Genomic DNA, 25762 nt, shown 5'->3' with positions numbered 1-25762 from the left:
TTTTCCGTTGGAAATTGTGGTATTTTGGTAAGCAAACGGTTAAACTATACTGTTGATTCGAAAGGGGTTTGAACAGAAGCTATGGCAACTATCATTTTGATCGTTTGCTTGCTTGTTATGGGCACGTTTTTCAGCTTGGCTTTCGTGTGGCTGTTTCAGAAAAAAAAGGGACTTGCCATCAGCTTTACGATTCTGGGCCTCGTAAGCGCATTCGTGTTCTATTACGCCATTTTTCAGGGCTGGCTTGAGCTGCCGGAGCAGTACGGATGAGCGACGGACGCAAGCGTGCTGACGTTCTTCCGGGCGCCGAGGTGCTCATCGTCCTGAAGCAGGATCAGCGGACGGGAAAGCTGACGCGCGGCATCGTGAAGGATCTGCTGACGAATTCGGCGACGCATCCGCACGGCATCAAGGTGCGTTTGACGGACGGACAAGTCGGCCGGGTCAAGGAAATCGTCAATTCGGCAACCCCGAAGCCGGAACAGAAATAATCGTGCCTCTCCCCGCGTATCCTGTAGCATCTGCGATAATAAAGCGAAGGGGAGAGCGCTTTTATGTCAGTTTGTCCGCTTCCGCCGGTGCCGTATGTTCCGCAGCCGCCGGCTCATGCCCACGCGTTCATAGGCTTGACCTCTGCGGCATGGGGGCATATCCATCGAATCGAGATGTTCGTCTATGCAACGAACGGAGACGGAACGGACGGGCATGTTCATAGGTATCAAGGGTATACAAGTACCGTTTCCGGCCACTTTCACCGTTTCATCGGGATGACGGGACCGCCGATTATGCTGCCGGACGGCTCCCATTATCATGAGATCGACGCGCTGACGGACGACGAGCCGTTCGAGTTTAAGGAAAATTATTACAAGACCGTGCTATCGGTCAAAAGGCACGCGCACAAGTTTGCCGGACGAACGGGAACGGGGATCGGCTATGAGCCTCCGGGCTGGTGAGTTATTTTTCTGACGCGGATTTGGATGATCCGGGTCTTTTTTTGTTGGCCTTGTTTGCTCTGAAATTCAATGTATTCGGATCGATATTATAAACATAAATCCATTATGATTGAAACTAAGAAAATTAAGATAAATCTCAGCTTATTCCATAGGGCTGATTTAGTTGTATTTACGGTCATTTAGAAAAAGGGATGAAAAACATTATTCCAAAATGAATTAAAGTGAGGTATACTTAAATGGACAACAGGGAACGGGGGGAGCAGGATGAAATCATGGCTGAGGAAACTGAAGCCGCTGGGGTCGATCTTTTGGACCTTTTGCAAAATCAGTCCGGTCACATTCGGCGGCGGTTACGCGATGATCCCTGTCATGGAACGGGAGGTCGTCGGCAAACGGCGCTGGATTGAACCCGACGAGATCAGCGGCGTCTTATCGATAGCCGGATCCGCTCCGGGCGGTGTGGGCGTCAATGCGGCGGCGTTCATCGGTTACCGGCTGGCCGGGGTGCCGGGAGCCGCGGTGGCGGTCGGCGGAATGACGCTGCCGGCTTTTTTGATCGTATTTTTACTGAGTCTTGTGTTTCGAGAGCTCTATGACCTGCCGAAAGTGGCTGCGGCCTTTCAAGGCATTCAAGCGGCGATTGCCGCCTTGATCATCATTTCGGCGTATAACATGGGGAAAAGCTCCGTTGTGGACCGTACGACATTGGCTACGGCGGCTTTCACGGTCGTGCTGCTGCTTGTTTTTCATGTGCATCCGATGCTGGTTATTTTGATCGGACTCGTGATCGGGCATCTGCTTGTCCGCATGAAACGAAAGCTCGGCTATCGCGCGTTCGAACCTAAGAAAGAGGAACCTCCGGCGGCCGGAAATGGCTATAAATATGCGGATTACTTTATTGCGGACGGGATTTAAAACGGGGTGACGGTTATGCTATGGAGTCTGTTTGCAGTATTTCTTAAAATCGGTCTTGTCTCGTTCGGCGGAGGGTATGCGATGATTCCGCTGATTCGGCATGAGGTGCTGCTCCACGGCTGGATGGAGGAGCGGCAGTTTACGGATACCGTCGCGTTGGCGGGGATGGCTCCCGGACCGATTGCGACGAACAGCGCCACCTTAATCGGCTACGAAGCCGCCGGCGTTCCCGGAGCGATCCTGTCGACGCTTGGCATGGTGCTGCCGTCGCTGGCCATTATCGTGCTCATCGCCGCGTTCTTTTTCCGCATGCAGCAGCGGCAGTGGGTCAAAGCGACGTTCTACGGGCTGAAGCCGGTAGTGACCGGGATGATCGTTTACGCGGCGATTCACTTCAGCTTGCCGGGAAACGGAGGCGATTGGATGAGCTGGCATACGGTCGGGATGTTGATTATTTTGGCGGTATGTCTCGGCGCTTTGATCAAATACCGCTTGCATCCGCTCGCGGTGATCGTTCTCTCGGGCGTGCTCGGAATCGCCTTTTTTCAATAAATCCAGAATAGTACAAGGATGTACCCCGTTATGGGGCTCAGAGTGTTGAGAAAGTGGGCTTTTACCAAAATAGAGATGCATACGAAGGTGGGGTATCTACTGGAGGAGCGATAGCGTTCGCCTTTGTCTGCGGGAAATACCCGCTGTTAAGCGGCTCCTAATGAAAATTTCCTGCAGACAACAGCGACCGGAAGTAGATACCTCACCCCCTCGTAAACCGCTATCCCCTTATTGACCACTTTCCCAACAAGCTCAGCCCCGTTATGGGGCTTTCTTTGTGCGGTTGTGGTACAATAAAAACCGAATTTGCCGTACGTTGGAGTGAACAAATATGGGAGAACTGCCGATAGATCGCGTTTTAACGCAGTTGAAGGAGGAGCTGGACAAGCACACGAATGCCGTACTGGTAGCGCCGCCCGGCGCAGGCAAGACGACCCGCGTGCCGCTTGCGCTGCTGGAAGAGCCATGGGTGGCCGGACGCAAAATTGTGATGCTGGAGCCGCGCCGGCTGGCTGCGAGAGCCGCTGCCCGGTACATGGCGTCCCGGCTCGGAGAGCAAGTCGGCGAAACGGTAGGCTACCGGGTCCGGCTGGATACGAAGGTCGGACCGAAAACACGCATCGAAGTCATCACGGAAGGCGTGCTTACGCGTCTGCTGCAGGCCGATCCCGCGCTTGAGGATGTGGCCGTCGTTATTTTTGACGAATTCCATGAACGAAGCTTGCATGCGGATCTGGGCTTGGCGTTTGCTTTGGAGTCGCAAGCGGTGCTGCGGGACGACCTGCGCATCCTGGTCATGTCGGCTACGCTGGATGCGGCTCCGGTCGCCACGCTGATGCGCGATGCGCCGGTTGTGGTCAGCGAGGGCCGCAGTTATCCCGTAGAGACGCGGTATTTAAGCAAGCCTGTGGAAGGAAAGCTGGAGCTGGCGGTAACAGCGTGCATCCGTCAGGCGCTGGCTGCCGAAGAAGGGGATTTGTTGGCATTTTTGCCTGGAGCGGGGGAAATTCGGCGCGTGGAACGGCAGCTGCTTGAAGCGGGACTCGGTCCGCAGGTGCGGATCGCTCCGCTGTTTGGGCAGCTTGCTCAAGGGGAGCAGGACGCAGCTATCGCGCCGAGCGTGCCGGGGCAGCGCAAGGTCGTGCTCGCTACCTCCATTGCCGAATCGAGCTTAACCGTAGAAGGGGTGCGCATCGTCGTCGACGGCGGCCGGATGCGCGTGCCGCGGTTCTCGCCCCGGACGGGCATGACGCGGCTGGAGACGGTCATCGTCTCACGGGATTCGGCGGATCAGCGCCGCGGGCGCGCAGGACGTACGTCTCCCGGCGTGTGTTACCGGCTCTGGACGGAGCAGGAGGACCGCCGGCTGGCGCCTCAACGGGCGCCCGAGATCATGGAAGCGGATCTGGCCGCTCTTGCGCTTGAGCTTGCCGCTTGGGGCGTCGCCGATCCGGCGCAGCTCGCTTGGCTGACGCAACCGCCTGCAGCCGCTTTTGGTCAGGCGGTTGCGCTTCTGAAGCAGCTCGGCGCGCTGGGGGACGACGGAGCGATTACTGTGCACGGCCGCCGCATGGCCGAGCTTGGCGTATCGCCCAGGCTCGCGCACATGATGCTGCGGGCGGTGCCGCTCGGGCTTGGCGGGCTAGCCTGTGAGCTGGCTGCGCTACTAAGCGACCGCGACCTGCTGCGTTCCCAGCCGGACTCGCCCAATGCGGACCTGCGGCTGCGCGTGGAGGCGCTTCGCGGAGCGGGCGGCGCCGTACAGGCGGCAGATCCGGCGGCCCGCCGCCGAATCGCGGCGGAGGCCGAGCAGGGGAAGCGTGCGCTAGGCCTGCCGCTTGAGCAAAGAGACGAAGTGAACGCCTGCGGAATGCTGCTTGCTTTCGCCTATCCCGACCGGATCGCGCAAAATAAAGGAAGCGGGCGCTTCCTGCTGAGTGGAGGCAGGGGAGGTTCGTTTTCGGGTCCTCAGCCGCTCTATGGCGAGAAATATTTGGTCGTTGCGGAGCTGGATGATCAAGGGGCGGACGGCCGCATCGATCAGGCGGCTCCGATCTCGGAGGAGCAGCTGCACCGGGTGTTCGCGGGCGATATCGAAACGGAGATCGCAGTCGCGTGGGACCGGGCGGCTCAAGCGGTCCGTGCCCGCAAACGGGAGAAGCTCGGCGCGCTTATCTTGCGGGAGGTGCCTGTGGAAGCCCCGGACCCGGAGCAGGTGCTGAACGCGCTGCTTGAGGGTATTACGGCTGAAGGCTTGTCCATTCTGCCGTGGACCAAAGCGGCGAAGCAGCTGCGCGAACGCATCGGCTTCATGCACAGGGTGGACCCGGCTTGGCCTGATGTTTCCGACGAGGCGCTGCTCGCGGGGCTGAAGGAGTGGCTCGGCCCGCATCTGTACGGGCTCAAAAGCCGGGATGACTTGCAGCGGCTCTCGATGGCCGCGATTCTGGACGGCATGCTCCCGTGGCCGCAGCGGCAACAGCTCGACGACTTCGTGCCGACGCACATAACGGTGCCGAGCGGCTCGCGGATCCCGGTCGATTACAGCGATCCGGCGTCGCCGGTGCTGGCCGTGAGGCTCCAGGAGTTGTTCGGCCTGCGGGAAACGCCGCGCATCGGGGGTGGCAAGGTGCCGCTGCTGCTGCATCTGCTTTCCCCGGCACATCGGCCGGTACAGGTCACGCGCGATTTGGCGAGCTTTTGGCAGGACGCCTATTTTGAAGTGAAGAAGGATTTGAAGGGCCGCTATCCGAAGCACGTATGGCCGGACGATCCGCTCACGGCTTTGCCAACCAACCGTGCCAAGCCGCGCATATAACTCGCTTTAGCTTTAGAAGGACAAACAAAAGAGGCGGTACCATGTCCGTTCCATCCGGCTATCCTGCCGGGCGGGAAGGGAGACATGGGCCGCCTCTTTCGCCGTTTTATTTCCAATTCCGATACCCTTGGGACTGGCCGATTCTCACAAGGATCCAGCCGAAGTAAATGATGGCTCCGGCCAAGATCAGGCTGATGAACTTCGGCAGCCAGAAGATGATGAGCGATGCGCCCGCGAGCATGACCAAGCCGCTGCACACGCGCTTGAGCGTCGTATCTGCCGTTCTCCACAGCCAGTAGCCGAAGGCGATCATAGCTAGAGCAAAAATATACCCGAATAATCCGCTGATGCCGCCCCAACCGATCAATCCGATGATGCCAATCCCCATCAGGACGAAGCCGCCTATCGTCTGTATGTTCCATTTCAACTTCATCGTCGTCACCTGACTTTCGTTCGTTTAGATCTTGTCTCTATTGTATACGAATTGCATGTCCGGTAAAACCGTCCGAAGGCGGTACGGAAGCTGGACTTTAGTCGGGGAGACCGGGCGAATGGGAGCAATCCGGCTTTTGCCACAGATTCGACACGGAATGACATACGAAACTGGGAAAATGGCGGCTTGGATAGGCGAGCGGCGAGCTTTTTTTATAGGGCTGGGTTATAATGGAGGAAAAAATGCAGCGGAAGAGGACGACATGACGACGAATCAAGCGATACAAGAAGAAGCGGCGACGTTTGTAACGTCGTGCTATGAAGAGTTGGGCAAAAGCGGGGAGCAAACGCGTCGGCGGCTCGCGGAGGTTCGGGAAGAGCTCTCCCGGCGCGGAACTTACGAGCTTACCTACGAGGAGCTTGCACATGGTGCGAGAATGGCTTGGCGAAACAGCAACCGCTGCATCGGCAGGTTATTCTGGCCGTCGTTAAACGTGTTTGACGAGAGAGGTCTGGAGCAGGAAGACGACATTGCGGAAGCGATATTCCGCCATATCGCCTATGGGACCAACGGCGGCATGATCAGGCCGTCGATCACGGTGTTTGCGTCAGAAACGGACGAGCGGCATATCCGCATCTGGAACCATCAGCTGATCCGCTATGCCGGGTATGAAACCGGGAACGGGATCGTGGGCGATCCGGCCTCCGTCCGGTTCACGAAGGCTTGCATGAGCCTGGGCTGGAGAGGAGCGGGCACGCCGTTCGACGTGCTGCCGCTGGTCGTCCAAGTGAACGGGCGGCAGCCCCGGTGGTATCCGATTCCCGACAATTTGGTGCTTGAGGTGCCCATTCAACACCCGGAATACGATTCGTTCGCCGGGCTGGGACTTAAATGGTACGCCGTTCCGTTTATTTCCGACATGATGTTGGATATTGGCGGCATCCGGTTTACGGCGGCGCCGTTCAACGGCTGGTACATGGGAACGGAGATCGGCGCGCGCAATCTGGCTGATCCGGACCGTTACCATATGCTGCCGAAGGTGGCCGAGCTGCTGAAGCTGGATACGTCGACCAACGTATCCTTGTGGAAGGACAGAGCGCTGGTCGAGCTGAATGCAGCGGTTCTTCATTCCTTTAAGTCGGCGGGAGTCAGCATCATAGATCATCATACGGCGGCGGAGCAGTTCCGGCGGTTCGAGCAGCAGGAAGAGCGGAGCGGCCGCCCGTTAACCGGGGATTGGACGTGGCTGATTCCTCCGGTTTCGCCGGCGGCGACGCATATTTTTCACCGGTCCTACGACGATCGCATCGTCAAGCCGAATTATTTCCGCCAAGCTTGCCCGTACAATAATACGGACGTCGGCGAAGCCGGGGCACAATCGGACCCGTCGGCCGATGTGCCGACCAGAGGCTGAGGAGCGGTCACATGTCCATTTCTTACAGACCGCGGCTTTTCTTATTGTCCGGCATGGCGACGGCGCCGAATTTTATGGAAACATTCGGAGAGCAGCTGTGCCGCAGGCTGGAGGCGAATGGTTTCCAGCCGGAGTACCGGCTGCTGTTCCCTTACGGCGACTGGAGCCGAGGAACTGCAGCTCAGATGTTGGAAATCTACCGGGATCTGCGGTTGCGACCGCAGGCGGCCGCGCGCTCGATCGGAGGCCGCAGGGCGGCGGAGGCGATCCGCAGCGTATTCAGCGGCGACCTTCCCGTCCTGATCGGCCACAGCGGAGGCGGAGTGGCCGGTGTGCATGCGGCCGAATTGCTGCGCCCGGCGCTTTCCCTGCCGGGTATCCTGACGGTGCAGATCGGTTCGCCGAAATGTCCGGTAAGCCCCGCAGGCCGGGAACGGGCGCTTTACATACGCGGCATCGGCGCGAAGGGGGGCGACCCGATTGCCCGACTCGGTTCGTGGGGCGGCTGGGTAACGGGAGACTCCGGGCTTCGTCACCGGTTCCGGTACGACCGCTTCAAGCATGCGCCGGCGTATCGGATCAACCTGGCATTGACGGGCGGGCATCCGGATTATTTTCGCGGCCACGAGCCGTTCGTCAATCCGGACGGACGCACCAATCTGCAGATTGTCGCCGATTATACGACGGCTTGGCTGCTAGAGCGATGGGGATCAGAAAAGGGGGCTTGACATTTTTTTTAAATATGTCATAATGACATTATCGAAAGGATAGAGTTGCTAGTCTATCTTAATACATACGCATGGAAAGGGAAGGTGCCCTTATGAAAGCTCTCGTTGTGATCGATTATACGGTCGATTTCGTTACCGGCAAGCTGCCGTGCGGGCAGCCGGCGATCGATTTGGAGCAGAGAATCGCCGAATTGACGGAACGGTTTGTCGAAGGGGGCGATCTGATCGTCATGGCCGTCGACCTTCATGAGGAAAATGACGCGTACCATCCGGAACACAAGCTGTTTCCGCGGCATAACATCCGCGATACGGAGGGCCGCAAGCTGTACGGCCGCCTTCACGACGTCTATTCGTCGCGTCAGGACCTCATTTATTGGATGGACAAAACGAGGTACAGCGCCTTCTGCGGGACGGATCTGGAGCTGCGGCTGCGGGCCCGCGGCATCGACGAGGTGCACCTGATCGGGGTCTGTACGGACATTTGCGTGCTGCATACCGCCGTGGATGCCTATAATAAAGGGTATAAAATCGTTGTTCATGAGGACGCGGTCGCGAGCTTCAATCCGGCCGGACACGAATGGGCACTGACTCATTTTAAGAACGTGCTGGGCGCCGAAGTCGTCCGCGCTGCGGATAAAAACGTCTAATGAAGCGAGAGGGGAACTAACGATGAGCTGCGACAATTTGACGCTTCATACGGATAAATATCAAATCAACATGATGTACGCCCACTGGTTCAACGGCTCGATGGACCGTAAGGCGGTGTTCGAGGCTTACTTCCGCAAGCTGCCGTTCGGCAACGGATATGCCGTGTTTGCCGGCCTGCAGCGCATCGTCGAGTATATACAGCACCTGCAATTCGACGAAGCGTCGATCCAATACTTGGCGGAACAGGAGGAGAATTACGACCCGGCCTTTCTGGAAAAGCTGCGCCAGTTCCGGTTTACCGGTTCGTTATGGTCGGTGGAGGAAGGATCGCTGGTGTTTCCGAACGAGCCGCTGATCCGGGTCGAAGCGAGCGTATTTGAAGCGCAGCTGCTGGAGACGGCAATCTTGAACTTCATGAACTACCAGACGCTGATCGCAACCAAGGCGTCGCGCATCCGGCAGGTCGCCCCGGACGATGTGCTGATGGAATTCGGCACGCGGCGGGCCCAGGAGGCGGATGCCGCGGTATGGGGTGCGCGGGCGACTTATATCGCCGGCTTCGATGCCACTTCGAACATGAGAGCGGGTATGATGTTCGGCATTCCGACGAAGGGTACGCACGCGCACGCTTGGGTGCAGGACCACGATTCGGAGGAAGAGGCGTTCCGAAAATTCTCGGCCGCGCTGCCTGATCAGGTCACGCTGCTGGTCGACACGTACGATACGATCAAAAGCGGCGTGCCGCATGCGATTGAAACGGCCAAATGGCTGCAAAGCCAGGGCAAACGGATGAGCGCGATCCGGCTCGACAGCGGGGACTTGGCTTATCTGTCGAAAACGGCGCGCGCGATGCTGGACGAAGCGGGGCTGCAGGATGTCAAAATCGTCGCTTCCAATGATTTGGACGAGAACATTATTTTCAACCTGAAAGCCCAAGGGGCGAGAATCGACAGCTGGGGAGTCGGCACGAAGCTGATTACGGCGGCCGATCAGCCCGCGCTGGGCGGTGTGTACAAGCTGGTGGCCCGCGAGCGGGAGGATGGTTTCGTACCGGTCATCAAAATTTCGGGCAATCCGGAAAAAGTAACGACACCGGGCATTAAGGACGTTTACCGCATCGTCAATCGCGAGACCAACAAGGCGATGGCGGACTATATCGCGCTGACGGACGAAGAGGATGTACAGCAAGGCAAGCCGCTGAAGCTGTTCGACCCGGTGCACCCTTATATTTCGAAAACGGTCAAGCAATACGAAGCGCAGCCGATGCTTCGTCCGATTTTTACGAATGGCAAGCAGGTGTACGAACTTCCCACGCTGGAGACCATCCGCGAGCATCACCGGAATCAGCTGACCTTATTCTGGCCGGAATATTTGCGCAAGCTGAATCCGGAAGTGTATCCCGTCGACCTGAGTCCCAAAGCTTGGGATCAGAAGATGGAGCTGATTCGCAAACATAAAGAATAGGACGGCGTATGCAGCCTTACTCTCATCGGAGCCTGAAAAAGTCAGGCTCCTTTTTGCGTTCCGGTAAAAAAAGATGGTTCGTTTCGAAATGTTATAGTATTATTATCCATATAAGTTTTATTGTGTATTATTTGTATTGTTTTACTCATGTATTTACTAAAATTTTCGGGAGGAAGCGGAAATGCTGTTCGAAACACAAAATCGGCAAATCACCGTCATGATCGTGTTAGGCTTGCTAATCAGTACGATTTTTCCCTTTTCGGTTTCAGCCGGTGTTGAAAAAACAAAAACACCGACCATGGACGGTGATCTCTATGATAACGACCCCTATTTAAGAGGCTGGTCCGAACCGGATGCTACAGTGATTTTCCAGCGGTCGGATGGGACCTACAAGGTGGGGACGGCCAAATGGGATGGCGAGTACATGATCTATCACGCCTCCTATAGGTGGCCATGGATACTCAAAGGCGGGGAGCAGTTGGCCCTTTCGGCACAGGCTCCGGGAAAAACGGTTAGCGATACCGTGTATATCCCCGTGCTGCCATCGGTGCAGACGTCTAAGCCGACCGTCACAGGGAATGTCTATGCAAATGGCGGGTGGCTTAGCGGCACAACGGAACCGGGTAAGCTCGTATATATTACACTGAAAAATAATTCCGGAGACGTGGTAGGGAACGCTTCAACGGAATCCGGCTTTTATACGATGCAAGTCAAGCCGTCTTACCCTATAACCGCCAGGGAAAAGCTACAATTGGTAGCTAAAGCAGTGGGCGCCGGGATAAGGGAAAGCGACCCGGTCACGGTTACGGTCTTGCCGCTAAAAGGAAAAACGGCGGCTCCTACTATAGCGGGGGGCGTCTATGAACGCTCGTTGAAGGGGCTCACCGAGCCTGGGTCCGTCGTAACGATCCAGCGAGCCAACGGCTTGGAGTCTCAAGTAACGGCATCAAGGGAAGACGGAGCGTTCTCCGTAAACTTGGGCAGTGATTCGTACATATTGGGAGAAAAGCTGAAATTAACGGCAACAGCTTATGGTAAAACGGTTAGCGATCCGGTATATGCCATTGTTCAGCCCTCCCCCAAAAGCTCAGTCCCGACCGTATCGGGAAATGTTTATTCGAATGGCCCATGGATTAGCGGCAGTACGGAACCGAATACGCGCGTTTTCGTGCAATTGAAAAAAGCAGACGGAACTCTTGTCCTAGGGGATTGGACAACTAACGGATCGTATTCTATGAAAAGTCTGCGGACCGTCCCTATGGAAAAGCTGTATGTAACGGCCATGGCCGACGGGAAAAAGGAGAGCGACCCGGTTCCAGTAACCGCCATCCCGACCGTGGGGAAAACGGAGGCGCCAACAGTAATCGGTCATGTAGACGCAGTAAACGGGATTCTCACCGGGAAAGCCGAACCCGAATCGGAAATAACAATAAGACGGCCGAACGATAAGCTTCATAGCCAGCCCTCCAATACGGACGGTTCCTTTTCCATAGATCTGCATTGGTATGAGCTCCGCGTCGGCGAGCAGTTAACGGTCACGGCGGAAACGGTTGGGAAAGGGATCAGCGATGAGGTTCCTCTTATCGTTCAGCCGGCGCCGTAAATCAACGGATCAGTCTAGATAACGAGTGTTTGGATGGAATGCCAGTACCCTTTTGTGACGGGTGCGTTTTAAAACTGATAAACTTGCGAGATTGGAGCCTGCAACATGTCAGGCTCCTTTTTTAATGCTCGCCTTTTCACGTTCCGGCTGTTTCGACCGGATGCTACGATTCGTTAAATACATACACTTAAAAAACACATTGATTATGTAACATAAACTTGATACAGCTTGTTGCATGGGATTACGTCGGAATCAAATCAGACCCGCCAAAAGACCATTCCAGGAGGTGAAGAAACGAAATGAACATCACCGTCGAACAAGTGCTGTCCATTTATCCGTTGTCCGAAGGAAAGCTTGTTGCCGGACAAAGCGGTGCGTCGCGCCTCGTGAAGTCGGTTAAAGTCATGGATACGCCGGATATTGCCGATTGGATCAAGGAAGGCGAGATGGTATTCACGACCGCTAATTTGATGAAAGACGTCCCGGATGACGCTATTCCTCTGCTTCGCAAGTTGAACCAGCGCCGCTCGGCCGGACTCGGAATTAAGATCGGCCGCTTTTGGGACGATGTACCCGAACCGATCCTTGAAGAAGCCAACCGCCTCGATTTCCCTCTGATCAAATTACCTTACGAATGTTCTTTTTCCGACCATTTGCACGGACTGTTTCATGTCGAAATGCAATATCATACACAAATTCTTCACACCGTGCTCGACAAACAAAAGAGACTGATGCAATTCGCACTTAGGCCGGATCGGATAAACCATTTTTTTCAGAAGCTTCTGGGGATCTTAGGGTATCCGATCGCCGTTGTCGGTTCCCGCGGTCAACTTGTATTCAATGCGACTTCTTTCGGAGCTTCGCAGCTGCTGCACGGCTGGCCGTGGAAGAAAGAAGCGCAGTGGGCGTTTGTGGAAGAGAGCCGATGTTTTCGTGTCCCGCTTACGGAGCACGAGGAGTGTATCGGCTATATGGTCATTTTTCCGGAGAATCCCCTTCCGGTACAGGTGGAGGAAGAGTTGTTTCTGCAAACGGCGGAGATCATTTCGTATCATATGGGAGTGATCTTCAATGAATACCGCAACCATGCGGCGCAAAACGATCTGGGGGCGCTGTTGGGCCGGTATTTGCGGGGGAGCGGCACGATTGAAGCGCTGACGGAAGAAGCGGCCCGGCAGGGGATTCCGCTGTTTCAAGGCGCGTATCGCGGACTGCTTACCCTCGTATCGCCGGAAGCGGGCTGCGGGGAGAAGGAGAGGCTGCTGCGGAATATCCGCGAGGAAATGCAGTATCACCCGGAGCTCAAGGAGATGGCCGTTATTCATTTTTACATCCAAGAGGGCTTGTTCTCCATCTTTCTGGTCGATGCCCCCGGGGCGGACGGGAAGTTGACCGACTTGCTGCGTTCGTGTCTGCGCGGGGTGCTGCAGGAGGACTGCGGCGCTCCGCTTCGGATCTGCGTCAGCAATAAGAAGAACAGGCCGGGCCAACTGCGGGATGCTTACAAAGAATGCTTGGAGACGTCCCGGCTGGCTGACCGGCTCGGCATTCGGGATGCCGTGGTACAGTTCGGGTCGGTCGAGCTCGCGTACTTGTTCCAGCATGTCCCCAGGGAGCACATGCAGATATACGTCAACGAGGTGCTGGAGATGCTCTTGAAGAAGGACCCGGAATACTCGCAGGAAATGCTGCGTACGCTGGAAACGTTCATCGAGAACGACGGGCAAGTTAACGAGACGGCCAAACAGCTGCTGATTCACCGCAATACGGCAGCTTACCGGCTGGAGAAGGTTGGCGAGCTGCTGGAAGTCGATTACAAAAAAATTAATGATCTGCTTCGCTTGAAGCTGGCTTTTACTTTTAGACAAATGCTGAAGCCGATGTAAACCGTCCCGCTATTGCGTTGTAAGGAAGCTGCTGTCCGACCGGCTCAATCAAGCGCCCCGGCCGGATTCCGAATCCGGCTGGCGGCCGCTGCAGATGCAGGAACGGACTTCCAGAGTGTGAAGGAATTACTTGACATATTTTAGCGAGAAGGCTTACAATTTTAACAAGCGCCGCTTGCAGGGCAAGGACGCAGAAGACATCTTTACTGATAAAGGCAAACCTGTTGAAAAGCGGGGACGCAAAGCTCCGGGTCTAAGGCATAAGTTATGCGATGACGGCCGAGCCGCCAAAGAGGGATGCATCTTAAACGTACGCACCGTTCCGTTTAAGATTGCGGGGCTATTTGTCATGCACCGCATGAACAAACGAGAAACCTGCGTATTTTCCCGCTTAAGGAAAAAATGGGCATGCAAACGTTTTCCCCTCCTTGGAATTGCAGTATAATACAGTCAACTTTATATACTCTTTCCACTACTAAGTAACGGAGGCGTGTCATGCGAGTTCACGAAATTGTTATTTCCGATGATCTGCGGCCCGAATATTTGCAGCAAATCGTGCAGTATGCCAACCAATACCGTTCCGACATTAAAATCCGTTTCGAGGCGGAGTGTATGCAGCTCGATGCCAAGAGCATCCTCGGGATGATGTTCATTCCGATCCGGCGCGGGACGAGATTGACGATCCAGACGAAAGGCGCCGACGAAGAGGAAGCGATCGAGATGATGAGCTCTATGCTGGAGAACAAGGAGCGTCAAGTATGATCTTGCCGAATGGAGGCGTCGGGGCCGGCTCCGACCATGCGGAGCGGCTTGTCCGCAGCTACCGCCGGTTGACGGGAAACGAGCTGCTTCCGGGACCGGAAAGCTCCGGCAGCTGGGCCGAGCGGTTGTTCCTGTCGCCGATTGTCGTGCTGTCCCATGGGATCGAGGACGATCCGGTGTTGAACTACGGCAACCAAGCGGCGCTGTCTTTGTGGGAGATGGATTGGGAGACGTTCACCCGTACCCCGTCGAGGTATACGGCGGAAGAGATGGAGCGCACGCAGCGCGAGCAGTTGTTGAAGAAGGTGCAGGAGCAAGGATATGCCGACGATTACACCGGAATCCGCATCTCCCGCAGCGGACGAAGATTTTATATTAAGAAGGCTACGGTTTGGAATATCACGGATGAGGATGGCCGCTATGCAGGGCAAGCCGCCTGCTTCTCCGAATTCGAATATTGTTGACACATCCCCGTCCGTCCGGCGGGGATTTCTTGTGTATGGAACCCGTTGTCGTTCATATCCAGTTTATATTTCTGTTGTATGATAAGTCCTAGCAGAAGGAAGTTGAACATCAGAAAGGCGGTTGACGAAGCAGATGAGCAGAATCATGGTTGTCGACGACGATCCGCATATCCGCGAACTGGTTAAAGTATGCTTGCGTCAGGAAGGCTTTACGGTGCATGAAGCCGCCCACGGGCAGGAGGCGCTCGACAAGCTGGAAACGTTCAAGGCGGATTTGGTCATTCTCGATATTATGATGCCGCATATGGACGGCTGGGAGCTGTGCCGTCAGCTTCGGCGGCTTTACGATTTGCCGCTGCTCATGCTGACGGCGATCGGCGAGACGAAGCAGAAGGTCAAGGGCTTCGAGCTAGGCACCGACGATTATCTTGTGAAGCCGTTTGAACCGGCAGAGCTGATCGTCCGTGTGAAGGCGCTGTTGAAGCGGTACCGGATCGCTTCGTCGCAGACGCTGCAGGTCGGCGAACTGGCGATGAACCGTCTTACATATGAGCTTTCCGTAGGTCAGGGGAACATTACGCTTCCGCTCAAGGAATTTGAGCTGCTGTTCAAGCTGGCCAGCTATCCCGGCAAAACGTTCTCGCGCGATCAGTTGATCGAAGATATCTGGGGCTACGACTATGACGGAGGCGAGCGGACCGTCGACGTCCATGTGAACCGTCTGCGCGAACGGTTTCCCGAGGAACGGCATTCGTTCAAGATCAGCACGGTCCGGGGGCTCGGCTACCGGTTGGAGTTGCGGGCATAGAGCAGAGGACCGGCTGAGAACGGCTTCGAATTGACAGATCGGCAGAAGTACATGTCCTACACGGCTGGTCAAGCCGGATGAAACAAGCGAAGAGAGCAGAATGGAGGAGCGCCGCTCCGAAGTTCTGCTCTTTACTTTTGTGAAAGTTAATGTACGCCGAACCGGGAAAACAGCTGCCAGATTAGCTCGCGTCGGCTTTTGACACCGGTTTTCTCGAAAATCGACTTCAGATGATCCTGAACCGTGTAAGGGGAAATGTGAAGCGAGCGGGCTAGTTCTTTCGTAGATAAGCCTCTGACGAGCCGGTCGAGAATGTGCTTTTCCCGTTCCGACAAGCCGTATGCTTCCGCAATAAGAGGGAGCATGTCGGACGGTTTGGCCGGTTCGAACAAGACGGCCAGCTGCGCCGCAGTTGAAGAACCGCTTAGCCGGCTTGCCCGGATCGTCAGGTAGGGGCCTTGAGGCAGGCGGATGCACACTTTTGCCGGCGATGTGCTCTCTCCGGCGGCAGCGGGTTCCCATAGGGCGCGGGAGCAGACTGCCCGGATCGGTCTTGGCAACGTCCCGTCGTCAATGCGTTCCCATTGCCGCAGCTCCGCCAGCCAGCGATCCGCAGCCATGTTGGAGGAGACGGTGGCGAACCGGTCGGATAGCACTAAAATGCCCGGGCCTTCTTCCATCCAAGCGATCTCCTCGGGGGGCAGGGCGAGGCTTGTTTTTCGCAATTGAAAGGCAATCGAGGGGACAAGCGAAGAAATGAATTTGCGCTCCTCCTCTTGGAAAACCGGACGGTCCGAACGGCGGAACAGCGTCAAATACCCCCAACATGCTCCTTCGTATACAAGCGCGGCACGCAGTTCGTCATGGAACCCCGCAGGAAGCAGCACTTCCCGGTAGCGCGAGCTTCTCTCCAACTGGCCCTCCGTCGCTCCGCTCAAGGTAGCGACGGGATCGGCCGCATGAACCAGGCGGTCGTACGTGTTAACATCTCCGCGCGAATATTCAAATTCGAACAGTCGATGATGGATCGCCTCGACGCCCGCCTCGGTAACCGCGCCTGTGGATAGCAAGGTCTGCGGATCGACAGCGGTGCAGCAAGCGGCATCGAACGGCACGACTGCACGCAATTGTTCAATCAGCGCGGTCCTGTACTCTTGCGACGAAGAGGCGGTCTGACCAAGTTTTGTTATCGTTTGCTTAAAGCCTTCCACCCGTGTATTCATAAACGTCTCCCGATTTTATTGTATAAATAACAAGCGAACAATCCCATATTTGTGGGATGCAGAGTGTTGAGAAAGTGTCAATTGAGATAATAGAGGTTACGAGGGGGCAGGGTATCCACTTCCGACCGCTGTTGTCATCGGGAAATTTGATTGGAAGCCGTTGGTTAGAGGACATTTCCCGAAGACAAAGGCGGCCGCTATCGCTTCTCCAGTGGATACCCCGCCTCCGTATGCATCTCTATTTTTGTAAAAGCTGGTTTCTCAACAAGCTCAATCCCATATTTGTGGGATGGCGCTTTCGCTGTGTGTCCATATAATTGAGAATAATTCTTACTCTTAGTTTACAGGACACAGAAGGAGTTGGAAAGAACATGAGGAGGGATGAGAATGAACGATAAGCATATCCCGATGAGCTGGGATCACCCGCAGGTAGAACGGTATGAAGAGACCATTGCCTTGAAAATTCCGGGCTACGCTCATATGTATGAGATGACGGACCGCCTGATCGCGGCATACATGAATACGACTCAACCGAACGAGGGGGACCGCGCTGCGAAGCTGCTGATTGTTGGCGCCGGAGGCGGTCAAGAGCTTGTGACGTTCGGAAGCCGGCACCAGGACTGGTCGTTTACAGGGATCGATCCTTCCGCCCGCATGCTGGAAATCGCGAAGGCACGGGTAGAGCGGGCCGGGCTCTCGGATCGGGTATCGTTCGTTCAGGGCACAATACAGCAGCTTCCCGAAGGACACGCATTCACTTACGATGCCGCTGCTTGCATGCTGGTGCTGCATTTTGTAAGCGGGCGATCGCAGAAGAAGGAGCTGCTCTGCCAGATCGCGGAGCGCCTCAAGCCTGGTGCGCCGTTATGTCTCGCTTCGATCAACGGGGAACCGGGTACGGCTGCATTTGAGATGCAAATGCAGGCTTGGAGGAGCCACATGCTGGATAACGGCATTTCCGAGCAGGAATGGGAACGGTTCGCGGCCTCCATCGGCCGGGAATCCGATCCGGTTTCCTCTTCCAGCGTGCTGGAGCTTTTGGGCGAGGCGGGATTTATCCAGCCGGTCCGTTATTTTGGGTCTTATTTTGTGGAAGCTTGGTGCGCGGTCAAACAATAAAACAAAGGAAAGGCGGGAACCGCATGAAGAATAAGATCGTGGTAGTGGGCGGATATGGCCATGTGGGGACAACCATTTGCAAGCAATTGGGCGAGCGATACCCCGGCCAGGTGTTTGCCGCAGGGAGAAGCGCGGAGCGAGCGGAACGGCTCAGCCGGGAAACCGGCGGGAAGGTGAAGCCTCTGGCGCTGGATATCCGCAATCCAGCCGATTCGGACGTTCTGAACGACGCCAAGCTGGTGATCATGTGTCTGGATCAGACGGATACGGCTTTCGTCCGGTCCTGCTTCCGAAACGGGACGCATTATATCGATGTATCCGCGAACGGCGCTTTTTTGACCCAAGTGGAACGGTGCGGACCGGAGGCTGCAGCGCACGGCGTAACGGCCGTACTGAGCATCGGCCTTGCACCGGGCTTAACGAATTTGCTTGCGCTTGAGGCAAGCAAGCTGTTGGAGCAAGTCCACGAGATCGATATTACGATCATGCTTGGGTTAGGGGATCGGCACGGCGAAGCTGCGATCGCATGGACCGTCGATAATCTGAATGCCCGCTTTGAAGTGATCCGGAACAACCGCAGCGTCGCGGTAAAAAGCTTCACGGACGGGCGGGTTGCAGATTTCGGAACGGATTTTGGGCGCAAAAAAGCGTACCGGTTTCCTTTTTCCGACCAGCAAACGATAGCCCGTACGCTTAATGTACCGACCGTTTCCACGCGCCTCTGCTTTGACTCGGCTATGGTGACCGCTCTGGCGGCTGGATTGCGGGCGACGGGAGCAGCCGGCTTTTTGAAGGTGGGTTGGGTCCGTCAGGCGGCGATTTCAGGTATCGGAAAGCTGCATTTCGGAGAAGAACGTTTTGCCGTCAAGGTGGATGCGCGAGGCAGCAAAGGGAATAAAGACGCCTATGTGGAGTGCTTCCTGCAAGGAATCCGTCAGTCGGACATGACAGCGAAGGTGGCTGTGTCGATAGCCGATGCCCTTTGCCGCAAGGATTTCCCGTATGGCGTATTTCACATCGAGCAATTGTTCGAGCTGGGCGATATGCGCGATTGGCTGACGAAGGAAGCGGCTGTCGAGATCCGCTTGGACGGAAATCTGCATTCGACGGTATGAGTTGAAATGTGCTACGGCTACACGGGGAAGGTTACGATTGTTGTGTAAAGAAGGGGGGCATGCTTGAGTTCTGCCTCAAGCTAATGCCCCCATCTCTTCATTTGCGCGTTGCCCGATCGTACATCGTAACCAGTTCTTCCGCGTAGCGGTCGATTTCGAAGTGATCGTTCTTGGCCAGTTGATATCCGGCTGCGTCAATCGCACTTCGCAGCGTTACCGCCATAAACCTTTTTGAAAAGCTTCTGAAGGTACCCTCCACTTCTTGTCCATATTGAAAGATTTCTTCAAGCGGTCCATAAATCGCCTCATCCTGCTCGGCAAAGCGCAATTCGCCTCGTTCATTGCGATCGTTCGTCACGATTTCTATAACTGCCGCCACATGTTTCCGGTTCTCTTTGATAAAAAGTAAATTCGATACAATATAGGCTCGCAACATGTCGATGGCATTGTCGGGATTTTGCATATGCTTTTCCATGAATAAGGCGGCTTTCTGATATAAATCGACAACGACTCCCGTCATCAATTCCTCTTTGTCCGAGAAGTGATACGTGATGACCCCTTTACTGACGGTTGCCTTTTGTGCGATCTTTCCGATCGATGTATTCGCATACCCGATTTCGGTGATGACATCGATGGTGCATTCAACAATAACTTAACGCAAGCTCCGCGCACCTGACAAAGGAACACTATCCAGAGACAAACGGCTGTGATAAAATTACCTATTGTCAGAACGGCTTCGGAATCGGATACCAGAGCGGAAGGACAGATTGGCATTGAACAGAACGTTAGTCATCAGCGACATTCACGGGAGCTACGAGAGCTTCGACGCGCTGTTGCGCGCTGCGGAGTATAACGCCCGCCAGGATCGGCTCATTCTGCTTGGAGATTATGTGGATCGCGGGCCCAGAAGCAAGGACGTCGTCGAACGGGTGATGACCATGGTTCGGGAAGACGGGGTCATCGCGCTGCGGGGCAATCACGATCAACGCTTTGTCGACGTCGTAACAGGCCCGTGCGAAGAGAACGAAGAGATGAAATTTTTAAAATACGGCGGAGTGCAGACGCTTGCTAGCTATTATGCCCCTTTTGAATCGAACGAAGGGGCCGGCCGGGAACGTACCGAGTGCGCCAAAGAATGGGTTCGGTCGGAGTATGGGCATCACTTGGCTTTTTTGGGCAGCCTGCCTTTGTTTTACGAGGACGAGCGGTTCATTTATGTCCATGCGGGCTTGAACCCGGCGTATCCCAACTGGAAGGAACAGCCTGCCCGGGATATGATCTGGATACGCGAACCGTTTTACAGCCATCCGACCGTGGTCGAGAAAACAGTCATTTTCGGGCATACGAGAACCTCGTCTCTGCACGATTCTCCCGGCGTATGGTTCGGCGGCGACAAAATCGGTATCGACGGCGGCTGCGTCTACGGACAGCAGTTGAACTGTCTGGTCATCGACGAGAACGGAGGCTTCACGACGTATCACGTGGAAGGGACGAATTGGGAAAGATGAACGAAACTTATGCTCTGGAATCGATGAACGCCGGCGACGGCGAGCATCTGCTCACCTTGGCTCGCAGCGTCGGTTGGAACTTTTCTGAGGCGCAGCCCGATTTGTATTTGCGAACGGGTCCGGTATTTGGGCATCGGGACAGGGGAAAGTGGATTTCGTGCGCGGGATTTTATGTGTACGGCCAGGAACTGGTCTCCATCGGCCATCTTATCGTCGATCCGGCATATCAAGGAAAAGGGCTGGGAAAACGTCTGATGCTCCATTACCTGTCGGAAGCGGAAAAGAGGGACTTGGCGGTTACGCTCGTTTCGACAAAGTCCGGGTTTCCGCTGTATACTTCGCTCGGCTTTCAAACGGTTGGGTACGCCCACAGATTTCAGTACGACGTTCCTTTGGAAAGCCCACAGCAGGAACAAACTCCTGGCGACGGAGATATGGTGCCGCTGAATGAAGCCGTGCTGCCCGAGGCGATCGAGCTGGATCGGGCGGCCACGGGCGTCCGACGCGAGCGCGTGCTTCATTCCATCGATCATCATAAAATCGGCGGATGGGCTGTACGCGATTCATCAGGCGCAATCCAGGGCTATGGCTTCGCCCGGGCGAAGGATGACATCTTGGTCGTGGGTCCTCTTGTTTCGGCAGACGAGGATATGGCTATCCGGCTGCTGAAGGCGCTTATAGCGGGATGGCGGGGGCAGATTCAGCTGGATGTTCCGGGCATTCAAGCCTCTTTTCAAGAGCGGCTCCGCGGGCTGGATTTTCGGGAGGTTTCCGTTTCGCCGCAAATGCTGCTCGGGGCTTCGTCTTTGCCCGGACGGCGGGGGCTGCTGTTCGTGCTTGCCGACCCTGCATTCGGATAGAAGCTCGGACATGGCTTTTTCCGGTGAAATCGGAGTCCATTTGACCGGAGTTCAAAATCATAGTTGACAAATTGGAATACTCTGTATAGTATAAAAACATCAAATGAACGAATCGTGCCAGGTTGCTGACCGTACGAACGGAGGCCCTTGTTTCATTCTGCGCAAGCGGAACGAAGCAAGGGCTTTTCCTTTGTTGCGACCGTGATGGCATCCCGTAGAAAGGCAGGAAACCAGTCGTGTCCTTCAGCTATGTCTCGCATTTGGATTGTCCGAAATGCAAAGCGAAGTATTCCTCCCAAGCGGCGGTTCAATTATGCTCCTGCGGTTCGCCGCTGCTCGCCAGCTACGATCTGGAGGAATTGAAATCGTCGCTGGACCGCTCCGAGCTGGCGGGAAGAACCGAACGGAGTCTTTGGCGTTACCACGAATTGCTCCCGGTAGAGCGTGCGGACCACGTAGTGACGTTAGGCGAGGGATTCACCCCGCTCCTGCGGATGCCGAAGCTCGGCAGCGGAATGGGCATTCCTCACCTGCTTATGAAAGACGAGGGGATTACTCCGACCGGCTCGTTCAAGGCCCGGGGCGCAGCCGTTGGCGTCTCCAAAGCAAAGGAGCTTGGCGTGCGCGAGCTGGCGATGCCGACGAACGGCAACGCCGGAGCGGCTTGGGCGCTGTATGCGGCCAGAGCCGGCATCCGGGCAACGATCGTGATGCCGGCGGACGCTCCGGAGATTACACGCAAAGAATGTGCCGCCGCCGGGGCGCGTCTTTACTTGGTCGACGGCTTGATTAGCAATGCGGGTAAAATCGTTGCCCAGGCGATCGCGGAAGAAGGCCTGTACGATGCGTCGACGTTAAAGGAGCCGTACCGGATCGAGGGCAAAAAAACGATGGGCCTCGAAATCGCGGAGCAATTAAACTGGCGGCTGCCTGACGTCATTCTGTATCCGACAGGCGGCGGTGTCGGCTTGATCGGTATCTTTAAAGCGTTCCGGGAGCTTCAGGCGCTGGGTTGGGTCCAAGGCAAGCTGCCGAAACTGGTCGCCGTCCAAGCGGAGGGTTGTGCTCCGATTGTTCAAGCGTGGAAGGAGAAGAAAGCCGAATCGGCGTTCTGGCCTGCTTCCTCCACGGTTGCCTTTGGCATTAATGTCCCCAAAGCGCTCGGCGATTTTCTCGTGCTGGACGCGATCTACCGGACGGACGGCTGCGCGGTGGCGGTCGATGACAGGACCTTGCTGCGCGAGCAGCTCCGGATTGCCGGGGAGGAGGGGGCCTTTATATGCCCGGAGGGCGCAGCGGCGTTCGCGGCCGCCCGTTTGCTGCGGAGCAGCGGTTGGATTCGGGAGGAAGAGACCGTCGTCGTATTGAACACCGGCTCCGGGGTGAAATACCCGAATACGGTTCAGGCAGCCCCGCCTGTACTGCAGCCGGGCGAACGGCTGACTGGCCGGACTGACCACGAGGGCGGACAGGAGCGATTACCGTTGACATGACACTCGATACCGCATTCATGCTCGACCATCTGCCGGACTTTGGCCATGCGGCACTCGTGACGCTTGCCGTCGCCGGAATCGCCATCGTCGCTTCGCTGCTCGTGGCTGCGCTGAACTCGGCCGTTATCTTTTTCCGGGTACGCGGGCTGACCCGGGTTGTGCGCACCTACGTCGAGCTTGCAAGGAATACGCCGCTGCTGATTCAGCTGTTTTTCGTTTATTTTGCGCTGCCGTCTCTGGGCATCCATCTGTCCAATTACGTCACGGCGGTACTCGCGCTGATGTTCCTCGGCGGCGGGTATTTCACGGAAGTGTTCCGCGCCGGGGTCGAGGCCGTATCCCGAAGCCAGACGGAATCGGGGCTGGCGCTCGGCCTGTCCCGCTGGCAGCTGTTTCGCATGATCGTTCTGCCCCAAGCGCTGCGGATTGCGACGCCGTCCTTGTTTGCGAATTTTATTTTTCTGCTGAAAGAAACGACGGTCGTTTCCGCGGTAGCCATCCCTGAAATTTTGTACACCACCACGAACTACATCGCGCTCTATTACAAAACCTACGAAATGCTTCTGTTGATGACTTTCCTGTATGCGCTGCTTTTCCTACCGCTGTCTTTCTTGCTTACATGGGTGGAAAGGAGGTTCCGGCATGGCCAGTTCGGGATTTGATCTCTTGCTCGTATCGCTTCCCCAACTCGGCAAGGGCTTGCTTCAGACGTTAACCCTAGCGCTGTACTGCATCGTGTGCAGCACGTTCGGCGGCCTTGTGTTCGGTGTTCTTCGGGCTTCCCGTAGCCGCTGGCTGGGTGTGCTTACCCGGACGTATCTGGAGCTGTTCCGGTCGATTCCGATTTTGGTCTGGCTGTTTTTCTTTTTCTTCGGTCTGCCGATCTTCTTCGGCATCGACCTGCCCGGCTTCGCCTGCGCCGTTCTGGTGCTGTCGCTGTGGGGGATGACGGAGGTCGGTGAGGTGGTCCGCGGCGCCTTGATCTCGCTGCCCAAGGGGCAGAAGGAAGCGGGGCAATCGATCGGTCTGAGTCCGGTGCAGCTTTATGTCTACGTCCTGCTTCCGCAGGCTCTGCGCCGCATGATTCCGCCCGTCATCAACGTGTATACCCGCATCGTCAAAACGACGTCGCTCGCCGTCCTGATCGGCGTTACGGAAATCATCAAGACGGGGCAGCAAATTATCGAACGGACGGGAGAGTCCGTGCTGATCTACGGCACGTTGTTCCTGCTTTATTTTGCGCTTTGCTATCCGTTGTCCGTCTTATCCAGAAAACTGGAAAACAAATTGCGGAGAGGAGGAGAGGCGGGTGTCCGGGATTTTGTTTGAACTGACGAAGGTAAGCAAAGCGTTCGACCGGAATTGGGTGCTGCGAGACATCGACCTTCAGATTGCCAAAGGCGAGGTGGTCGTCATCCTCGGGCCGAGCGGCTGCGGCAAGAGCACCTTGCTGCGGTGCCTGAACGGGCTGGAAACGGCTCAAACCGGCAGCATCCGGTTTTGCGGACAGGGGCTGACTTCGGGGAATGTCCGCTGGCAGCACATCAGGCAGCAGATCGGCATGGTATTTCAGAGCTACCATCTGTTCCCGCACTTGACCGTTCTTGAAAATATCGTGCTCGGTCCGGTCAAGGCCCAGCGCCGGTCCAAGCGGGAAGCCGAGGCTCAGGCGGAGAAGCTGCTTGAGCGAGTGGGGCTGCTCGATAAGAAGCACGCCTACCCGAGGCAGCTTTCGGGCGGTCAGCAGCAGAGAATTGCCATTGTGCGGGCGCTGTGCATGAACCCGGAGGTCATTCTCTTCGACGAGGTCACGGCGGCGCTGGACCCCGAGATGGTCAAGGAGGTGCTGGAGGTTATGCTCGGTCTGGCCGAGCAGGGCATGACGATGGTGATCGTTACCCATGAAATGGGCTTTGCCCGGGCCGTAGCCGACCGGATCGTCTTCATGGACGAAGGGAGAATCTGCGAGACGGGCTCGCCGGATACGTTTTTTTCGAAACCGAAAACGGAGCGGGCCCGGCGCTTTTTGGACAAATTTTTGCTTGTGGAGACATGGAAAGGGAGAGAGAGCGGATGATAAAAAAGAGAAACATATCCTTATTGGTTTTAAGCTTGGTTTTCGGATTGCTTGCCGCCTGCGGTACGGGCGGAAAGGCGACGAACGATCCGAAGCCGGGAGCCGCTTCGGAGCCGAAGCAGGCAGGCGCGCTGCAAAAAATCAAAGACCGCGGCAAGCTGATCGTCGGCGTCTTTTCGGATAAGCCTCCGTTCGGCTTTACGGACGAGAAGGGCAAGCTTGTCGGCTTCGATAACGATTTGGCGAGACGGTTCGCCAAAGATCTCCTCGGCGATGAAAGCAAAATCGAGTTCGTCGTCGTCGAACCGGCAAGCCGCATCCCGTTCCTGCAAAGCGACAAGGTCGACCTCATCGTCGCCAACATGACGGTGACCGAGGAGCGGAAGCAGGCGGTCGATTTCACCAACCCGAATTTGAAGGCGGCGACGCAGGTCATCGTCCGCGACGATAGCGGCATCAAGTCGCTGGCCGATTTGAAAGGGAAAAAGGCGATCGTCACGAAAGGAACGACCGCCGATATTTTCCTGACCAAAAACCGGCCGGACGTCGAATTGATCAAATTTGAGAAAAACACCGAGTCGCTTCAAGCGCTCAAGGACGGACGGAGCCCCGCTTACGCCCAAGACAGCCTGATCTTGTTGAGCTGGGTGCGCAAAAATCCCGGCTTCACGGTACTTCCCGAGAAGCTGGAGAAAGAAGCCCCGATCGCTCCGGCGGTGAAAAAAGGAAACAACGAGCTGCGGGAATGGGTCAATCAGGAGCTGGAGGCGCTGGGGAAGGAAAAATTTCTGCTGCAGCTCTACGACAAATACGTCAGGGCGGAGCTCGGTCCGGACGTAAATCCGAACGAAATTATCGTCGAAGGCGGCAAGTGGCAATAGCAGACAGCAAAGGTAACCAAGCCCAGGTATATTAGGGC

General features: G+C 56.0%; 27 protein-coding genes, 1 pseudogene and 1 riboswitch. Of the genes and pseudogenes, 24 read left to right on the top strand and 4 right to left on the bottom strand.

The annotated features are described in order from the left end of the window. Positions 1 to 81 precede the first annotated feature (81 nt). The 6 genes from NI000_RS00970 to hrpB all read left to right on the top strand — a co-directional run bounded on the left by NI000_RS00970 (position 82) and on the right by hrpB (position 5238). Positions 82 to 270: a hypothetical protein gene (locus NI000_RS00970; protein WP_036676228.1), complete on the top strand. Its 189-nt coding sequence runs from the start codon at positions 82 to 84 to the stop codon at positions 268 to 270. Beyond that, complete coding sequence (locus NI000_RS00965; RefSeq protein ID WP_253406893.1) at positions 267 to 491, top strand: YwbE family protein; 225 nt, start codon at positions 267 to 269, stop codon at positions 489 to 491. The genes NI000_RS00970 and NI000_RS00965 overlap by 4 nt, the downstream gene beginning before the upstream one ends. A 63-nt stretch (positions 492 to 554) precedes the next feature. Then, entirely contained in the window at positions 555 to 953 is a 399-nt protein-coding gene (locus NI000_RS00960; RefSeq protein ID WP_253406891.1) for a YmaF family protein, read from the top strand. Between the two features lie 264 nt (positions 954 to 1217). Beyond that, positions 1218 to 1868, top strand: coding sequence for a chromate transporter (locus NI000_RS00955; RefSeq protein ID WP_253406889.1), 651 nt, complete (start codon positions 1218 to 1220; stop codon positions 1866 to 1868). 15 nt (positions 1869 to 1883) lie between these two features. Continuing rightward, positions 1884 to 2420 (top strand): chromate transporter, encoded by a 537-nt coding sequence (locus NI000_RS00950; RefSeq protein ID WP_253406886.1) that lies wholly within the window; start codon positions 1884 to 1886, stop codon positions 2418 to 2420. A 331-nt stretch (positions 2421 to 2751) separates the two neighbouring features. Beyond that, entirely contained in the window at positions 2752 to 5238 is a 2487-nt protein-coding gene (gene hrpB / locus NI000_RS00945) for an ATP-dependent helicase HrpB (protein ID WP_253406884.1), read from the top strand. Between the two features lie 106 nt (positions 5239 to 5344). Here hrpB and NI000_RS00940 read toward each other — a convergent pair whose 3' ends face one another. Then, positions 5345 to 5671 (bottom strand): hypothetical protein, encoded by a 327-nt coding sequence (locus tag NI000_RS00940; RefSeq protein WP_253406882.1) that lies wholly within the window; start codon positions 5669 to 5671, stop codon positions 5345 to 5347. A gap of 262 nt (positions 5672 to 5933) precedes the next feature. Here NI000_RS00940 and NI000_RS00935 point away from each other — a divergent pair, with 262 nt between their 5' ends. The 9 genes from NI000_RS00935 (at position 5934) to NI000_RS00895 (ending at position 15448) form a co-directional block, all read left to right on the top strand. Then, positions 5934 to 7085 (top strand): nitric oxide synthase oxygenase, encoded by a 1152-nt coding sequence (locus tag NI000_RS00935; RefSeq protein ID WP_253406880.1) that lies wholly within the window; start codon positions 5934 to 5936, stop codon positions 7083 to 7085. Between the two features lie 11 nt (positions 7086 to 7096). Then, the gene (locus tag NI000_RS00930; RefSeq protein WP_253406878.1) at positions 7097 to 7813 is read left to right on the top strand and encodes a hypothetical protein; all 717 of its coding nucleotides are present in this window, start codon (positions 7097 to 7099) and stop codon (positions 7811 to 7813) included. Between the two features lie 92 nt (positions 7814 to 7905). Continuing rightward, positions 7906 to 8460, top strand: coding sequence for a cysteine hydrolase family protein (locus NI000_RS00925; RefSeq protein ID WP_253406876.1), 555 nt, complete (start codon positions 7906 to 7908; stop codon positions 8458 to 8460). Between the two features lie 22 nt (positions 8461 to 8482). Further along, a complete protein-coding gene (locus NI000_RS00920) occupies positions 8483 to 9925 on the top strand; it encodes a nicotinate phosphoribosyltransferase (RefSeq protein WP_253406874.1) in 1443 nt (480 codons plus the stop codon). A 181-nt stretch (positions 9926 to 10106) separates the two neighbouring features. Then, entirely contained in the window at positions 10107 to 11528 is a 1422-nt protein-coding gene (locus NI000_RS00915; RefSeq protein ID WP_253406872.1) for a hypothetical protein, read from the top strand. A 299-nt stretch (positions 11529 to 11827) separates the two neighbouring features. Continuing rightward, entirely contained in the window at positions 11828 to 13414 is a 1587-nt protein-coding gene (locus NI000_RS00910; RefSeq protein WP_253406870.1) for a PucR family transcriptional regulator, read from the top strand. 204 nt (positions 13415 to 13618) lie between these two features. Then, positions 13619 to 13706, top strand: a riboswitch (cyclic di-GMP riboswitch). A 203-nt stretch (positions 13707 to 13909) separates the two neighbouring features. Continuing rightward, a complete protein-coding gene (locus NI000_RS00905; RefSeq protein WP_253406868.1) occupies positions 13910 to 14176 on the top strand; it encodes an HPr family phosphocarrier protein in 267 nt (88 codons plus the stop codon). Next, on the top strand, positions 14173 to 14640 hold the full coding sequence (locus NI000_RS00900; protein WP_253406866.1) for an MEKHLA domain-containing protein: 468 nt from the start codon (positions 14173 to 14175) through the stop codon (positions 14638 to 14640). Before NI000_RS00905 ends, NI000_RS00900 begins: the two co-directional genes overlap by 4 nt. A 133-nt stretch (positions 14641 to 14773) precedes the next feature. Next, positions 14774 to 15448, top strand: a complete 675-nt coding sequence (locus NI000_RS00895; RefSeq protein WP_253406864.1) for a response regulator transcription factor — start codon at positions 14774 to 14776, stop codon at positions 15446 to 15448. Between the two features lie 146 nt (positions 15449 to 15594). Here NI000_RS00895 and NI000_RS00890 read toward each other — a convergent pair whose 3' ends face one another. Then, positions 15595 to 16671 (bottom strand): response regulator transcription factor, encoded by a 1077-nt coding sequence (locus NI000_RS00890; protein WP_253406862.1) that lies wholly within the window; start codon positions 16669 to 16671, stop codon positions 15595 to 15597. A gap of 387 nt (positions 16672 to 17058) precedes the next feature. On the opposite strand from NI000_RS00890, the gene NI000_RS00885 reads away from it, so the two are divergent. Both NI000_RS00885 and NI000_RS00880 read left to right on the top strand, forming a co-directional pair. Beyond that, the gene (locus NI000_RS00885; RefSeq protein WP_253406860.1) at positions 17059 to 17790 is read left to right on the top strand and encodes a class I SAM-dependent methyltransferase; all 732 of its coding nucleotides are present in this window, start codon (positions 17059 to 17061) and stop codon (positions 17788 to 17790) included. 23 nt (positions 17791 to 17813) lie between these two features. Next, positions 17814 to 18905, top strand: a complete 1092-nt coding sequence (locus NI000_RS00880) for a saccharopine dehydrogenase family protein (RefSeq protein WP_253406858.1) — start codon at positions 17814 to 17816, stop codon at positions 18903 to 18905. Positions 18906 to 19002: 97 nt separating this feature from the next. Here NI000_RS00880 and NI000_RS00875 read toward each other — a convergent pair whose 3' ends face one another. After that, positions 19003 to 19425 carry a TetR/AcrR family transcriptional regulator gene (locus NI000_RS00875; protein WP_253406856.1) on the bottom strand — a complete coding sequence of 141 codons (423 nt, stop codon included), beginning with the start codon at positions 19423 to 19425 and terminating at the stop codon, positions 19003 to 19005. Positions 19426 to 19434: 9 nt separating this feature from the next. Then, positions 19435 to 19539 (bottom strand): annotated as a pseudogene (locus NI000_RS36650) (TetR/AcrR family transcriptional regulator); the annotation flags it as partial. Between the two features lie 139 nt (positions 19540 to 19678). Here NI000_RS36650 and NI000_RS00870 point away from each other — a divergent pair. The 7 genes from NI000_RS00870 (at position 19679) to NI000_RS00840 (ending at position 25724) form a co-directional block, all read left to right on the top strand. Next, positions 19679 to 20413 (top strand): metallophosphoesterase family protein, encoded by a 735-nt coding sequence (locus NI000_RS00870; RefSeq protein ID WP_253406853.1) that lies wholly within the window; start codon positions 19679 to 19681, stop codon positions 20411 to 20413. Next, positions 20410 to 21273 carry a GNAT family N-acetyltransferase gene (locus NI000_RS00865; protein WP_253406851.1) on the top strand — a complete coding sequence of 288 codons (864 nt, stop codon included), beginning with the start codon at positions 20410 to 20412 and terminating at the stop codon, positions 21271 to 21273. The genes NI000_RS00870 and NI000_RS00865 overlap by 4 nt, the downstream gene beginning before the upstream one ends. A 236-nt stretch (positions 21274 to 21509) precedes the next feature. Further along, on the top strand, positions 21510 to 22766 hold the full coding sequence (locus NI000_RS00860) for a threonine synthase (RefSeq protein WP_253406849.1): 1257 nt from the start codon (positions 21510 to 21512) through the stop codon (positions 22764 to 22766). Next, positions 22763 to 23428: an amino acid ABC transporter permease gene (locus NI000_RS00855; protein WP_253406848.1), complete on the top strand. Its 666-nt coding sequence runs from the start codon at positions 22763 to 22765 to the stop codon at positions 23426 to 23428. Before NI000_RS00860 ends, NI000_RS00855 begins: the two co-directional genes overlap by 4 nt. Then, complete coding sequence (locus NI000_RS00850) at positions 23409 to 24095, top strand: amino acid ABC transporter permease (RefSeq protein WP_253406846.1); 687 nt, start codon at positions 23409 to 23411, stop codon at positions 24093 to 24095. The genes NI000_RS00855 and NI000_RS00850 overlap by 20 nt, the downstream gene beginning before the upstream one ends. Next, positions 24076 to 24843 carry an amino acid ABC transporter ATP-binding protein gene (locus NI000_RS00845; protein ID WP_309247862.1) on the top strand — a complete coding sequence of 256 codons (768 nt, stop codon included), beginning with the start codon at positions 24076 to 24078 and terminating at the stop codon, positions 24841 to 24843. The genes NI000_RS00850 and NI000_RS00845 overlap by 20 nt, the downstream gene beginning before the upstream one ends. After that, positions 24840 to 25724: a transporter substrate-binding domain-containing protein gene (locus tag NI000_RS00840; RefSeq protein WP_253406845.1), complete on the top strand. Its 885-nt coding sequence runs from the start codon at positions 24840 to 24842 to the stop codon at positions 25722 to 25724. Before NI000_RS00845 ends, NI000_RS00840 begins: the two co-directional genes overlap by 4 nt. Positions 25725 to 25762: the final 38 nt, after the last annotated feature.

It is taken from the genome of Paenibacillus tyrphae (assembly GCF_024158745.1).
GTDB classification, from domain to species: domain Bacteria; phylum Bacillota; class Bacilli; order Paenibacillales; family NBRC-103111; genus Paenibacillus_G; species Paenibacillus_G tyrfis_A.
This window is presented reverse-complemented; position numbering and strand designations above follow the sequence as displayed.